Here is a 13,832-nt window from a genome sequence, read left to right on the forward strand (position 1 = left end):
CTTTTTTTCAAAAACAGGGCCAGGGTCTCAAATAGGATCGTCCGACAAACGACATATAAACCAGCACAATTAGCTAATTCACCTGACCGGCTAAAAGCAGTTTTTATGTTCCCTGGGGTTGACATCAAAACCGCTATCCAGTAACTCTAAAAGCATATCGATTTCCACTGGAGTATGACGCATGATTCGCACCACTCGCTTCACCAGCCTACTACTACTAAACGCATCCATTATGCGCGGTAGGCTGTTGGGCGACGTTCAGCGTTAAGTCATCTTCCAGCAAGACACTAAACCCGCGCCATTGCGCGGGTTTTTTTATGCTCGAAGCAAGGCGCCAGGCAACAGATTAAGGATCTAAACCATGAGCCAGCAAGTCATTATTTTCGATACGACCTTACGTGATGGGGAACAAGCGTTACAGGCCAGCCTGAGCGTGAAAGAGAAGCTGCAGATCGCCATGGCCCTTGAACGTATGGGCGTCGATGTGATGGAAGTCGGTTTCCCGGTGTCTTCCCCGGGCGATTTTGAATCAGTGCAGACCATTGCCCGCACGATCAAAAACAGCCGCGTTTGCGCTCTGGCGCGCTGCGTTGAGAAAGATATCGACGTGGCGGCGGAATCCTTAAAAGTTGCCGAAGCGTTCCGCATTCACACCTTCATCGCGACGTCGCCGATGCACATCGCCACCAAATTGCGCAGCACCCTGGATGACGTCATCGAGCGCTCGATTCATATGGTGAAACGTGCGCGTAACTATACCGACGACGTCGAATTCTCCTGTGAAGACGCAGGGCGTACGCCGATTGACGATCTGGCTCGCGTCGTCGAAGCGGCTATCCGCGCTGGCGCCACCACCATTAATATTCCGGACACCGTTGGCTACACCATGCCGTTTGAATACGCCAATATCATCAGCGGCCTGTATGAGCGTGTGCCAAATATCGACAAAGCGATTATTTCCGTTCATACCCATGATGATTTGGGCATCGCCGTCGGCAACGCCCTCGCCGCCGTCCATGCCGGCGCTCGTCAGGTAGAAGGCGCCATGAACGGTATCGGCGAACGCGCCGGTAACTGCGCGCTGGAAGAAGTGATCATGGCGATCAAAGTGCGCAAAGACATCATGAACGTGCACACCAACATCAACCACAACGAAATCTGGCGCACCAGTCAGACCGTTAGCCAGATTTGCAATATGCCGATCCCGGCCAACAAAGCCATCGTCGGCACTGGCGCTTTCGCCCACTCCTCCGGTATCCACCAGGACGGCGTGCTGAAGAACCGCGAAAACTACGAAATCATGACCCCGGAGTCCATTGGTCTGAACCAGGTACAGCTGAACCTGACTTCACGTTCCGGACGTGCGGCGGTGAAACACCGTATGGAAGAGATGGGCTACAAAGAGAGCGATTACAACCTGGATCATCTGTACGACGCATTCCTGAAACTGGCCGATAAAAAAGGCCAGGTCTTCGATTACGATCTGGAAGCGCTGGCGTTTATCAATAAGCAGCAGGAAGAGCCAGAGCATTTCCGCCTGGATTACTTTAACGTCCAGTCTGGCTCCAGCGATATCGCCACCGCCTCTATCAAGCTGGCATGCGGCGATGAAGTGAAAACCGAAGCCGCTAACGGCAACGGCCCGGTTGATGCTATCTACCAGGCAATTAACCGCGTGACCGACTACAACATCGACTTAGTGAAATACGGCTTAAGCGCCAAAGGCCACGGTAAAGATGCGCTGGGCCAGGTCGATATCGTCGTTGAATATAACGGCCGCCGCTTCCATGGCGTCGGTCTGGCGACCGACATCGTTGAATCCTCCGCCAAAGCGATGGTGCACGTGCTGAACAACATCTGGCGCGCCGCCGAAGTTGAAAAAGAATTGCAACGCCAGGCTCAGAATAAAGAAAACAATAAGGAAACCGTGTAATGTCGAAGAATTACCATATTGCCGTTTTGCCGGGTGATGGTATTGGCCCGGAAGTGATGAACCAGGCGATGAAAGTACTGGAAGCCGTACGTAACCGTTTCTCTATGCGTATCACCACCAGCCAGTATGACGTCGGCGGCATCGCCATCGACCGTCAGGGCACCCCGTTGCCGAAAGCCACCGTCGAAGGCTGCGAACAGGCTGACGCGATTCTGTTCGGCTCCGTCGGCGGCCCAAAATGGGAACATCTGCCGCCGGCCGAGCAACCGGAACGCGGCGCGCTGCTGCCGCTGCGTAAGCACTTCAAATTATTCAGCAACCTGCGCCCGGCCAAACTGTATCCGGGTCTGGAAGAATTCTGCCCGCTGCGCGCCGATATCGCCGCCAACGGCTTCGACATTCTGTGCGTTCGCGAACTGACCGGCGGCATCTACTTCGGTCAGCCAAAAGGCCGCGAAGGCAGCGGTCAGCACGAAAAAGCGTTCGACACCGAGGTGTACCATCGCTTTGAAATCGAACGCATCGCGCGTATCGCTTTTGAATCCGCGCGTAAACGCCGCCATAAAGTAACCTCTATCGATAAAGCCAACGTATTGCAGTCGTCTATTCTGTGGCGCGAAATCGTCAGCGAAATCGGCAAAGAGTATCCGGACGTTGAGCTGGCGCATATGTATATCGATAACGCGACGATGCAGCTGATTAAAGACCCGTCCCAGTTCGACGTGCTGCTGTGCTCCAACCTGTTTGGCGACATCCTGTCAGACGAATGCGCCATGATCACTGGTTCGATGGGCATGCTGCCCTCCGCTAGCCTCAATGAACAAGGTTTTGGCCTGTATGAACCGGCTGGCGGCTCTGCGCCGGACATCGCCGGCAAAAATATCGCCAACCCCATTGCGCAAATCCTGTCGCTGGCGCTGCTGTTGCGCTACAGCTTCGATGCTGACGACGCGGCGAGCGCCATTGAACACGCTATCAACCGCGTTTTAGAAGAAGGCATCCGCACCGGCGACTTAGCGCGCGGCGCGGCGGCGGTCGGTACTGATGAAATGGGCGATATCATTGCCCGCTATGTCGCTGAAGGGGTGTAATCATGGCGAAAACGTTATACGAAAAATTGTTTGATGCGCATGTGGTATATGAAGCGCAAAACGAAACCCCGTTGCTGTACATCGACCGCCATCTGGTGCACGAAGTGACTTCGCCGCAAGCCTTTGACGGCCTGCGCGCGCATGGTCGCCCGGTGCGCCAGCCGGGTAAAACCTTCGCCACCATGGATCACAACGTTTCTACGCAGACCAAAGATATCAATGCGTCCGGCGAAATGGCCCGCATCCAGATGCAGGAACTGATTAAAAACTGTAACGAGTTCGGCGTTGAGCTGTATGACCTGAACCACCCGTTCCAGGGCATCGTTCACGTCATGGGGCCGGAACAAGGCGTGACGCTGCCAGGAATGACCATTGTTTGCGGCGATTCCCACACCGCCACCCACGGCGCGTTCGGCGCGCTGGCGTTCGGTATCGGCACCTCCGAAGTTGAGCACGTCCTGGCGACCCAGACCCTGAAACAGGGCCGCGCGAAGACGATGAAAATTGAAGTGCAAGGCAAAGCAGCGCCGGGCATTACCGCGAAAGATATCGTGCTGGCGATCATTGGTAAAACCGGCAGCGCCGGCGGTACCGGCCACGTAGTGGAGTTCTGCGGCGAAGCCATCCGCGATCTGAGCATGGAAGGCCGTATGACCCTGTGCAATATGGCGATCGAAATGGGCGCCAAAGCGGGGTTGGTCGCTCCGGACGAGACCACCTTCAACTATGTGCAGGGCCGTCTGCACGCGCCGAAGGGTCAGGATTTCACCGACGCGGTAGCATACTGGAAGACCCTGAAAACCGATGATGGCGCGACCTTTGACAGCGTGGTGACGCTGCAGGCGGAAGAGATTGCGCCGCAGGTGACCTGGGGCACCAACCCGGGCCAGGTGATCTCGGTCACTGACATCATCCCGGATCCATCTTCGTTCAGCGATCCGGTCGAGCGCGCCAGCGCCGAAAAAGCGTTGGCCTATATGGGTCTGAAATCCGGCGTACCGTTGACCGAAGTCGCGATCGATAAAGTCTTTATCGGCTCCTGCACCAACTCGCGAATCGAAGATTTACGCGCGGCGGCGGAAATCGCCAAAGGCCGTAAAGTGGCTCCAGGCGTGCAGGCGCTGGTGGTTCCTGGCTCCGGTCCGGTAAAAGCACAGGCGGAAGCGGAAGGTCTGGATAAGATTTTCATCGAAGCCGGTTTTGAGTGGCGCTTACCAGGCTGCTCGATGTGTCTGGCGATGAACAACGACCGCCTGAACCCGGGCGAACGCTGCGCGTCTACCAGCAACCGTAACTTTGAAGGCCGTCAGGGCCGCGGCGGGCGCACCCATTTAGTCAGCCCGGCCATGGCCGCGGCGGCAGCCGTTACCGGCCATTTCGCCGATATCCGTAGCATGAAATAAGGAGACCATCATGGCAGAGAAATTTACCCAACATACTGGCCTGGTGGTTCCGCTGGATGCCGCAAACGTCGATACCGATGCGATCATTCCGAAGCAGTTCCTGCAGAAAGTCACCCGCACCGGCTTTGGCGCGCATCTGTTCAACGACTGGCGTTTCCTTGACGACCAGGGACAGCAGCCAAACCCGGAGTTCGTGCTCAACTTCCCGCAATACAAAGGGGCGTCGATCCTGCTGGCACGGGAAAACTTCGGCTGCGGCTCCTCGCGTGAGCACGCGCCGTGGGCACTGACCGATTACGGTTTCAAAGTGGTGATCGCGCCAAGCTTTGCCGATATCTTTTACGGCAACAGCTTCAACAACCAGTTGCTGCCGGTCACCCTTAGCGATGCACAGGTCGATGAGCTGTTCACGCTGGTACAGGCTAACCCAGGCATCAAGTTTGAAGTGGATCTGGAAGCACAGGTGGTTAAAGCAGGGGATAAAACCTACAGCTTTAAAATCGATGACTTCCGCCGCCACTGCATGCTCAACGGGCTGGATAGCATCGGTCTGACGCTGCAGCATGAAGACGCTATTTCGGCTTACGAAAACAAGCAGCCGGCGTTTATGCAGTAATCCGTAACGCCTTGTCCGGGCTACCGACATTCATTGGTAGCCCGGCCGAGCGCAGCGATGCCGGGACGGCACCAGACTAAACGTCCTTGACCCTCCCGGTCAGCACCAGCGTCACCAGCGAAATCCCGGCAATCACCCAGTACACCGAGAAATGGCCAAAGCTCTGCGCCAGCGCCCCTTGAATAATCCCCGCCAGAATTACCCCGGTTGAAATACTATTGGTAAACAGCGTGGTCGCTGCCCCCGCACGACCGGGCATCAGATCCTGGAACCACAACATGCCGATCCCGGCGACAATACCGATAAACACCGCGTTGAATAGCTGAAGCACCAACAGCGAGGTATGGCTGTGGAAGAAGATCAGCCCGACGTAGAACAGCACACCAGCGGCCACCGCCGTCACCATCATCCGCCGCTTACCGAAGCGCTTCACGTAGTAACCCGCGAGGATCATCGCCGGAATTTCCAGCCCCGCCGCCGTCCCCATCAGGATCCCCGCCAGACTATCGGGCAGACCGAGATCGCTGCTGATCCACAATGGCATATCGATGATATACATGGTGTTGCAGGTCCACATCAGCGTGGAAGCGATAAACAGCATCCGTACGTTGCTGTCCTTCCAGCCGCTAATCTGGTTCTGCACCACGTCGGCGGGCTGTTCGACCCTCGCCACCGACGGTAGCGTCAGGGCAATCAGCGTCAGGCTAATCACGAAAATGGCGGCGGCAATAGAAAACATGGCAGTAAAGCCATAGTTGAGCGCCAGCATAAAGGCCAGCGGTGGGCCAATAACCCACGCCAGCGACAGCTGGGCGCGCATCACCGAGCTGAACATCACCACTTCCCGCGCCGAACTATCGGCATATTCACGGGCGAGCGCAAACAGCTGCGGCATCGCGGCGTTGGCGATTGAGGCCAGCATCACGCCACAGGTGATAAGCGTCAGGTAGTGGCGGTTGAAAGCGAACAGCAGGGCGTTGCCCACCGCCATCAGGCAACAGAACATAATCAGGCGCCGCCGATCGCCGCGGCTGTCCGATCGTTTCGCCAGCGCCAGGCTCACCAGGATGCCGGCAATCGCATTCACCGTATAAAACAGGCCAACCCAAAACGGCGGCGCGCCGACTTCACGGCTCAGGAACAGGCTGAGCGTCGGCGCTTGCAGGGCTCCCGCCACGCCCATCATAAAAGCCACCAGCATAAAAGCGGCATACACGCCGTTTAGCCGTCGCCCCATCGTCATTAACCACAGCATGAAATATCCTTAACACACGCGAAGTAAACGAAAAAAGCCAGCAGAAGCAATCTGCTGGCGGGTGATTCTATACTCTATGGATTTCGAGTTGCAGCCAATGCTGCCTACAGCCTGAAAGACGGCGAGTATAACACCAATACTCAGTCACACATGATGTCTGCAAGTCAACGATCGGAGGTCGGCGACGTAACTCCCCACTGCATCAGTTCCTCCAGCATCTTCTGCTGTTTTCCTGCCAACAGGCGGGCCAGCCAGGACGCATCCTGCGTCGCAGAAAAGTACCGTTGATAGAACTGTCTGGTGGTTGACCTCGTCATATTCATCTCCTTACTTCATCGAGATTCATTATTGACCTAATATAGGAACTCATAAATTGCTGAGTTTTCGTCAGGAGTTCCCCTTTTATGTCTTCCAGTCGTTTGCAACAACAGTTCATCCGCTTATGGCAGTGCTGCGAGGGTAAGTCGCAAGAGACGACCCTTAACGAGCTGGCGGAAATGCTCAGCTGCTCGCGCCGCCATATGCGCACGCTGCTCAATATGATGGCGGAACGCGGCTGGCTGGCATGGGAATCCGAAGCCGGACGCGGCAAGCGTTCCAGGCTGACTTTCCTCTATACCGGGCTGGCGTTGCAGCAGCAGCGCGCCGAGGATTTGCTGGAGCAGGACCGCATCGACCAGTTGGTGCAGTTGGTCGGCGATAAAGCGGCCGTCAGGCAAATGCTGATTTCACATCTTGGCCGTAGCTTCCGCCAGGGGCGGCATATCCTGCGCGTGCTCTACTATCGACCGATGAAAAATCTGCTGCCCGGCAGCGCGCTGCGCCGCTCGGAGACCCACATCGCCCGGCAGATTTTTAGCGCCCTGACGCGGGTAAATGAGGAAAACGGGGAACTGGAGGCCGACATCGCTCACCACTGGCAGCAGATTTCGCCAACCCACTGGCGCTTTTTCCTGCGCCCCGGCATTCATTTCCATCACGGCCGCGAACTGGAAATGACTGACGTCATCTCTTCGTTGCAGCGCAGCAGAGAGCTGCCGTTGTTTTCACATATCACGCGCATCATCTCACCGACCGCCTGGACGCTGGATATTCACCTCAGTCAGCCGGATCGCTGGCTACCGTGGTTGCTGGGTCAGGTCCCGGCGATGATGCTGCCGCACGAATGGCGGACGATGAACCGCTTTTCCAGTATGCCCATTGGTACCGGCCCCTATGCGGTGGCGCGCAACAATCAAAACCAGCTGAAAATCCACGCCTTCGAGGATTACTTCGGCTACCGGGCGCTTATCGATGAGGTCAACGTCTGGGTGCTGCCGGAAATTAGCGAAGAGCCCAGCTGCGGGTTAACCCTACAGGGCAATACCGAAAGCGAAAAAGCGGTGGAGAGTCGCCTGGAAGAAGGCTGCTACTACCTGTTGTTTGATTGCCGCAGCCCGCTGGGTCGCAACGATGAGGTTCGCCGCTGGCTCAGCCATCTATTCCAGCCCGCCAACCTGCTCTACCACGCGGGCGAGCACTATCAGGGCAACTGGTTCCCGGCCTACGGCCTGCTGCCGCGCTGGCACCATGCCCGCAGCCACACCTGCGAGAAACCAGCGGGACTGGAGTCGGTCACCCTCACCTACTACCGCGATCACGTCGAACATCGCGTGATCGGCGGGATCATGCGCACGCTGCTGGCGGAACATCAGGTGAAGCTAGAAATACAGGAACTAGAGTATGACGACTGGCATCGCGGTGAAGCGGTGAGCGATATCTGGCTCAACAGCGCCAACTTCACGCTGCCGATCGATTTTTCCCTGTTCGCCTATTTATATGAAGTGCCGCTTATCCATCACTGCATCCCCATCGACTGGGAAGCGGACGCCAGCCGCTGGCGCGCGGGTGAATTCAACCCGGCGACCTGGAGCCAGCAACTCCTGGTCCAGCAGCATATCGTGCCGCTGATTCACCACTGGCTGATGATTCAGGGACAGCGCAGTATGCGCGGGGTGCGTATGAACACCCTCGGTTGGTTTGACTTCAAATCGGCATGGTTCGCCCCGCCGGAGCCCTGAAGACTTTCCGTCATCTGACAAAATCATTACACTATCGCCGTTCTCAACGGGGTGCTGAAAGGCTGAGAAAATACCCGTCGAACCTGATCCGGATAACGCCAGCGAAGGGATTTGAGGCTGACTCAAAATCCTTTGCCTCCCCATTTACTGAGGTGCAAAGTGTTGAAAAAACTGCTTCCCCTACTGGCGCTGGTTGCCGCGCCGGTCTTTGCTAAACCCGTCCTGACCGTTTACACCTACGATTCGTTCTCCGCCGACTGGGGTCCTGGTCCTGCGGTGAAAAAAGCGTTTGAAGCCGACTGCGGTTGCGAACTGAAATTCGTCGCTCTGGAAGATGGCGTATCGCTGCTTAACCGCCTGCGGATGGAAGGTAAAAACAGCAAGGCCGATGTTGTGCTGGGTCTTGATAATAACCTGCTGGCGGCAGCGGCGCAGAGCAAACTGTTCGCCAAAAGCGGCGTTCCGGTCAGCGCAGTCAACGTACCCGGAGGTTGGGAGAATGACACTTTCGTGCCTTACGACTACGGTTACTTCGCTTTCGTATATGACAAAAACCGGCTGAAAAACCCGCCCAAAAGCCTGAAAGAACTGGTTGAGAGCCCGCAAAAATGGCGTGTGATTTATGAAGATCCACGCACCAGTACCCCGGGGCTCGGCCTGCTGCTGTGGATGCAGAAAGTTTATGGCGATAAGGCGCCGGAGGCCTGGCAGAAGCTGGCGGCGAAAACGGTTACCGTCACCAAAGGCTGGAGCGAAGCCTACGGTCTGTTCCTGAAAGGCGAAAGCGATCTGGTGCTGAGCTACACCACCTCACCGGCCTACCACATCATCGAAGAGAAAAAAGACAACTATGCGGCGGCCGACTTTACCGAAGGCCACTATCTGCAGGTTGAAGTGGCCGCGCGTACCGCCGCCAGCAAGCAGCCGGAACTGGCGGAGAAATTCCTCAAGTTCATGGTTTCCCCTGGCTTCCAGAACGCCATTCCCACCGGCAACTGGATGTATCCGGTGACCCAGGTCGCGCTACCGGCCGGTTTCGCTACGCTGGTCAAACCGCAAACGACGCTGCAGTTCACTCCGCAGCAGGTCTCTGCTGAACGTCAAAACTGGGTTGGTTCATGGCAACGCGCCGTCAGCCGCTAAGTTTCGGCTGGCTCATACCAGGCGCCGCGGCCGCCTTTTTACTCGCGGTGGTGGCGCTGGCCGCCTTTCTGGCGCTGTGGCTGGAAGCGCCGCAGGCACCCTGGCGGACGATCCTCAGCGATAGCTATCTCTGGCACGTTATACGCTTCTCATTCTGGCAGGCGTTTCTATCGGCGCTGTTTTCCGTCGTACCGGCGATATTTCTTGCTCGCGCGCTGTATCGCCGCCGTTTCCCGGGGCGCACGCTGCTGCTGCGCCTGTGCGCGATGACCCTGATTCTGCCGGTGTTGGTAGCGGTGTTTGGCATTCTCAGCGTCTATGGCCGTCAGGGCTGGCTGGCCGCGCTGTTTCATACGCTCGGCTGGCAGTGGGACTTCTCGCCTTACGGGTTACAGGGCATTCTGCTGGCCCACGTGTTCTTTAATATGCCAATGGCGACCCGTCTGCTGTTGCAGGCGTTGGAAAACATTCCCGGCGAACAGCGGCAAATCGCCGCCCAATTAGGTATGCGCGGCTATGCGTTCTTCCGTTTCGTCGAGTGGCCGTGGCTACGTCGGCAGATCCCACCGGTGGCCGCGCTTATTTTTATGCTGTGCTTCGCCAGCTTCGCCACCGTGTTGTCGCTCGGCGGCGGGCCGCGAGCGACAACCATCGAGTTGGCCATCTATCAGGCGTTGAGCTTCGATTACGACCCGGCACGGGCGGCGCTGCTGGCGCTGATTCAAATGATCTGCTGTCTTGGGCTGGTACTACTGAGTCAGCGGCTGAGCAAAGCGCTGGCGATTGGCGCCAGCCAGGTCCAGGGTTGGCGCGACCCCGACGACCGTCTGCATAGCCGCTTATGCGATGGCGCGCTGATCGCCATCGCCCTGTTGCTGCTCCTACCGCCGCTGCTGGCGGTCCTCGTCGATGGCCTGAACGTCAACCTGCCGAAGGTGCTGAGCCAACCCGCGCTATGGCAGGCGCTATGGACCTCGCTGCGTATCGCCATCGCTGCCGGTCTGCTTAGCGTCACTCTAACCATGATGCTGCTGTGGAGCAGCCGAGAACTGCGCGCCCGCAACCTGCCGCTGGCCGGGCAGACGCTGGAGCTCAGCGGCATGCTCATCCTCGCGATGCCGGGGATTGTGCTGGCGACCGGCTTCTTCCTGTTGCTCAATAACAGCGTCGGTCTGCCGGAATCCGCCGATGGTATTGTCATCTTCACCAACGCCCTGATGGCGATCCCTTACGCCATGAAAGTGCTGGAAAACCCGATGCGCGATATCGCCGCCCGTTATGGCGCCTTGTGCCACTCTTTAGGCATGCAGGGCTTTACCCGCTTACGAGTGGTCGAACTACGAGCGCTTAAACAACCGCTGGCGCAGGCATTAGCATTCTCCTGCGTACTGTCGATCGGCGACTTCGGCGTTGTGGCGCTGTTCGGCAACGACGCTTTCCGCACGCTGCCATTCTACCTGTATCAGCAGATAGGCTCCTACCGCAGCCAGGACGGCGCGGTGACTGCGCTCCTGCTGTTATTACTGTGTTTTGTACTCTTTACTGTGATCGAAAAACTACCGGGGCGCGATGCTAAAACTCAATGATGTCACCTGGCTGTATCAGCATTTGCCGATGCGTTTTACCCTCAGCGTCGCACGCGGCGAACGCATCGCCGTGCTCGGCCCCAGCGGCGCCGGGAAGAGCACGCTGCTGAACCTGATTGCCGGTTTTCTGCCGCCCGCCAGCGGCAGCCTGTTGATTAACGGCGAAGCGCATACGACAACGCCGCCAGCGCAACGCCCGGTCTCCATGCTGTTCCAGGAGAATAACCTGTTTAATCACCTGACCATCCGGCAGAATATTAGTCTCGGGATCCACCCGGGGCTCAAGTTAAGCCGCGAACAGCAGGAGAAGGTGACGGCGATTGCCGGACAAATGGGGATTGATGCACTATTGGAGCGCCTGCCGGGGGAGCTGTCCGGCGGCCAACGCCAGCGTGCGGCGCTGGCTCGCTGCCTGGTGCGTCAGCAGCCGGTGCTGCTGCTCGATGAACCCTTCTCGGCGCTCGATCCGGCGCTGCGGCAGGAAATGCTCACGCTGGTCGCCGATGTGTGCGAGCAGCAACAGCTAACCTTACTGATGGTATCGCACAGCGTCGAAGATGCAGCGCGGATCGCGCCGCGATCCGTCGTGGTGGCCGATGGGCGGATCGCCTGGGATGGCGCCACTGCCGAGCTGTTAAGCGGCAACAGCAGCGCCTCGCCTCTGCTGGGGATTAGCGCGAGATAACCTTATGCAGGATCTCAAGGTAGACCGGCATCAGCGGATGGCGGAGCACCAGGATCAACGCCGCCACCGCCAGCACGGCTATTAGCGGCGCCAACCACAGCAGACGGCCACGCGGTAACCAGCGGGTCAGACGATCGCCGGAGGCTTTCGCGCTACGCCATAGCCGCCAGCATAACCATCCCGCCAGCCATATCAGCAACGCCGCGCCCAACAGCAGCCATTTAAAACTGGCGCTGTTTTCATCAGCAGGAATATCAATTGCCGCGCCGGCAAGGATACCGGGCAGGAAATAGAGCGGCGGCCAGAACAGGCAGCCAATGATATTCGGCAACACAAATTTCGCCACCGGCAGGTCGAGCATCCCGGCGACCATCGGCACCAACGGGCGCGTCGGCCCGACGAAACGGCCAATCAGTATCGTCACCATGCTGTGCTGGTGCAGCGCATGCTCGGTTTTCTCCAGCAGCGCGCGGTTTTTCTTCATAAACGACCAGCGATGCAGCGGCTTTTTAAAACGCCAGCCAAGCCAGAATGAGATCCAGTCGCCGAGCAAACAGCCGATGATCCCCGCCAGCCACGCCTGCCAGAAGTTAACCTCGCCGCTACCGATAAGCGCCCCGAGACCGGCCATCATGACCGTTCCGGGTAAGATAAGCCCCACCAGCGCCAGTGACTCCAGAAATGCCACCAGCATCACGGCGAGCAAAGAGTAGACCGGTGATTGGGTGATAAAATGTTCCAGCAATGCCTGCATAATGTACCCGGTTAAAAAACGAAGTCCGGATTCTCCGGAGCCATCGCGGCGCCGTCAAGCCACCAATTGTCTTAATAGTTTACTGGCTGTGACATTTAAGCGGGTCATCATTTCACTTTCTTTACTTTTTATTCACATCCTGCGCGGAATTCGCTTGGGCTGGCGCCGGTGCATTTTTTAAATACCCGCGAGAAATAAAGCTGATCCTCAAAGCCGACATTGCGCCCTACGCTGGCAATCGGCATCCGCGTGGTGCTCAACAGTAATTTGGCCTGGCTAATTCGCTGATCCTCCCGCCAGCCGAGCACGCTGATCCCCAACTGCTGGCGGAACAAGTGCGACAGACGCGAAGGCGACAGGCAGACGTGCTGGGCGACACTGGCGATATCGAAATGGCTGTCCGCCAGATGGTCGCTGATGTATTGGCAGGCGTCACGCACCCGGTTATCCAACGGCGGGTGCAGCGATTCGTTAATCGCTTCCATGCGCCGTAGCAGCAATTGCTCAAGCAGATTAATCGCCAACAGTTCGGAATAACGCCCCGCGCCCTGCCCGGCATCGACAATCTGCCCGAACAGTTCGCCAAACCGCGCCTGCCATTGCTCATCCGGGCGGAAGAAACCGGTTTGCGCAAAGATCGTCGGCCAGTTAAGCCACTCATGCCAGTAGGCGCGCGGACGGAAGTAAACCCATTGGTGATACCACTCGCTGGCGTCCGGATGACGGCCGTAATGGTGAATCTCTCCCGGCGGGAACAACAGCATGTCGCCGGGACGACAGACAAACTGCTCGCCGTGGTTTTTGATCACCCCCTCGCCGCGGATCGTCAGGTTAAGAATATAGCCTTTCATGCCCAGCGGACGGTCGATAAAGAAATCCAGGTATCCTTGCGCCTCAATCGGCGTCAAGCCGGTGACCAGATGGGCGTTAAAGGAGTAACCCGGCAACAGCGGATCGTTTTGCGTTTCGGCCATAAGCGTCGTTCTCCCCAGGGTAACTTTGACACCAATTGTCCATATTCATCATTTTATCGCCAACTGCGCCACGCCGACTGCGACGCCGGTGGAAATTTAAGCAAAAACCCGCATGGCGACCGAAAAACCGCCCACAGCATGCTTTCTTTGCGGATTGAGCGCATAACAAAAGTGTCTATAAATACGGCAGAAAAGTCCACATCGAATATTTGCACGACGTCACACTTTGCGAGGTGACAGCAAAATAATCCATAAGATTAGCGAATACGGCCTGACGGATTTTGCCGTGGCTATCTACTGTTGCTTTATGAATGATTTTTGCATGGAGTAAC

At 57.3% G+C, this 13,832-nt stretch carries 13 protein-coding genes and 1 riboswitch; of the genes, 9 read left to right on the plus strand and 4 right to left on the minus strand.

Annotated features, from left to right (window positions below; translation table 11 throughout):
- Positions 1–181 precede the first annotated feature (181 nt).
- The 5 genes from leuL (at position 182) to leuD (ending at position 5,043) form a co-directional block, all read left to right on the plus strand.
- Positions 182–268 (plus strand): leu operon leader peptide, encoded by an 87-nt coding sequence (gene leuL, locus PYR66_19330; protein ID WEF30510.1) that lies wholly within the window; start codon positions 182–184, stop codon positions 266–268.
- A gap of 93 nt (positions 269–361) precedes the next feature.
- Entirely contained in the window at positions 362–1,933 is a 1,572-nt protein-coding gene (leuA, locus tag PYR66_19335) for a 2-isopropylmalate synthase (GenBank protein ID WEF27410.1), read from the plus strand.
- Complete coding sequence (gene leuB / locus PYR66_19340; protein ID WEF27411.1) at positions 1,933–3,024, plus strand: 3-isopropylmalate dehydrogenase; 1,092 nt, start codon at positions 1,933–1,935, stop codon at positions 3,022–3,024. Before leuA ends, leuB begins: the two co-directional genes overlap by 1 nt.
- Positions 3,025–3,026: 2 nt before the next feature.
- Positions 3,027–4,427 (plus strand): 3-isopropylmalate dehydratase large subunit, encoded by a 1,401-nt coding sequence (gene leuC, locus PYR66_19345; GenBank protein WEF27412.1) that lies wholly within the window; start codon positions 3,027–3,029, stop codon positions 4,425–4,427.
- 10 nt (positions 4,428–4,437) lie between these two features.
- On the plus strand, positions 4,438–5,043 hold the full coding sequence (gene leuD / locus PYR66_19350) for a 3-isopropylmalate dehydratase small subunit (protein ID WEF27413.1): 606 nt from the start codon (positions 4,438–4,440) through the stop codon (positions 5,041–5,043).
- A gap of 76 nt (positions 5,044–5,119) precedes the next feature.
- On the opposite strand, the gene PYR66_19355 is transcribed toward leuD, so the two are convergent.
- Both PYR66_19355 and PYR66_19360 read right to left on the minus strand, forming a co-directional pair.
- The gene (locus tag PYR66_19355; GenBank protein ID WEF27414.1) at positions 5,120–6,298 is read right to left on the minus strand and encodes a sugar efflux transporter; all 1,179 of its coding nucleotides are present in this window, start codon (positions 6,296–6,298) and stop codon (positions 5,120–5,122) included.
- A gap of 164 nt (positions 6,299–6,462) precedes the next feature.
- Entirely contained in the window at positions 6,463–6,615 is a 153-nt protein-coding gene (locus PYR66_19360) for a glucose uptake inhibitor SgrT (GenBank protein WEF27415.1), read from the minus strand.
- Between the two features lie 87 nt (positions 6,616–6,702).
- Here PYR66_19360 and sgrR point away from each other — a divergent pair, with 87 nt between their 5' ends.
- The 4 genes from sgrR to thiQ all read left to right on the plus strand — a co-directional run bounded on the left by sgrR (position 6,703) and on the right by thiQ (position 11,772).
- On the plus strand, positions 6,703–8,358 hold the full coding sequence (gene sgrR, locus PYR66_19365; GenBank protein ID WEF27416.1) for an HTH-type transcriptional regulator SgrR: 1,656 nt from the start codon (positions 6,703–6,705) through the stop codon (positions 8,356–8,358).
- 37 nt (positions 8,359–8,395) lie between these two features.
- A riboswitch (TPP riboswitch) is annotated at positions 8,396–8,486 on the plus strand.
- Positions 8,487–8,517: 31 nt separating this feature from the next.
- Positions 8,518–9,501 (plus strand): thiamine ABC transporter substrate binding subunit, encoded by a 984-nt coding sequence (thiB, locus tag PYR66_19370; GenBank protein ID WEF27417.1) that lies wholly within the window; start codon positions 8,518–8,520, stop codon positions 9,499–9,501.
- On the plus strand, positions 9,477–11,087 hold the full coding sequence (thiP, locus tag PYR66_19375; protein ID WEF27418.1) for a thiamine/thiamine pyrophosphate ABC transporter permease ThiP: 1,611 nt from the start codon (positions 9,477–9,479) through the stop codon (positions 11,085–11,087). Before thiB ends, thiP begins: the two co-directional genes overlap by 25 nt.
- Entirely contained in the window at positions 11,071–11,772 is a 702-nt protein-coding gene (gene thiQ, locus PYR66_19380; GenBank protein ID WEF27419.1) for a thiamine ABC transporter ATP-binding protein ThiQ, read from the plus strand. The genes thiP and thiQ overlap by 17 nt, the downstream gene beginning before the upstream one ends.
- On the opposite strand, the gene PYR66_19385 is transcribed toward thiQ, so the two are convergent.
- Positions 11,759–12,526: a DedA family protein gene (locus tag PYR66_19385; protein WEF27420.1), complete on the minus strand. Its 768-nt coding sequence runs from the start codon at positions 12,524–12,526 to the stop codon at positions 11,759–11,761. The two genes, thiQ and PYR66_19385, sit on opposite strands and share 14 nt — an antisense overlap.
- Before the next feature lie 128 nt (positions 12,527–12,654).
- Positions 12,655–13,500, minus strand: coding sequence for an arabinose operon transcriptional regulator AraC (araC, locus tag PYR66_19390; protein ID WEF27421.1), 846 nt, complete (start codon positions 13,498–13,500; stop codon positions 12,655–12,657).
- Positions 13,501–13,832: the final 332 nt, after the last annotated feature.

It is taken from the genome of Klebsiella aerogenes, from assembly GCA_029027985.1.
Classification (GTDB): Bacteria; Pseudomonadota; Gammaproteobacteria; order Enterobacterales; family Enterobacteriaceae; genus Klebsiella; species Klebsiella aerogenes_A.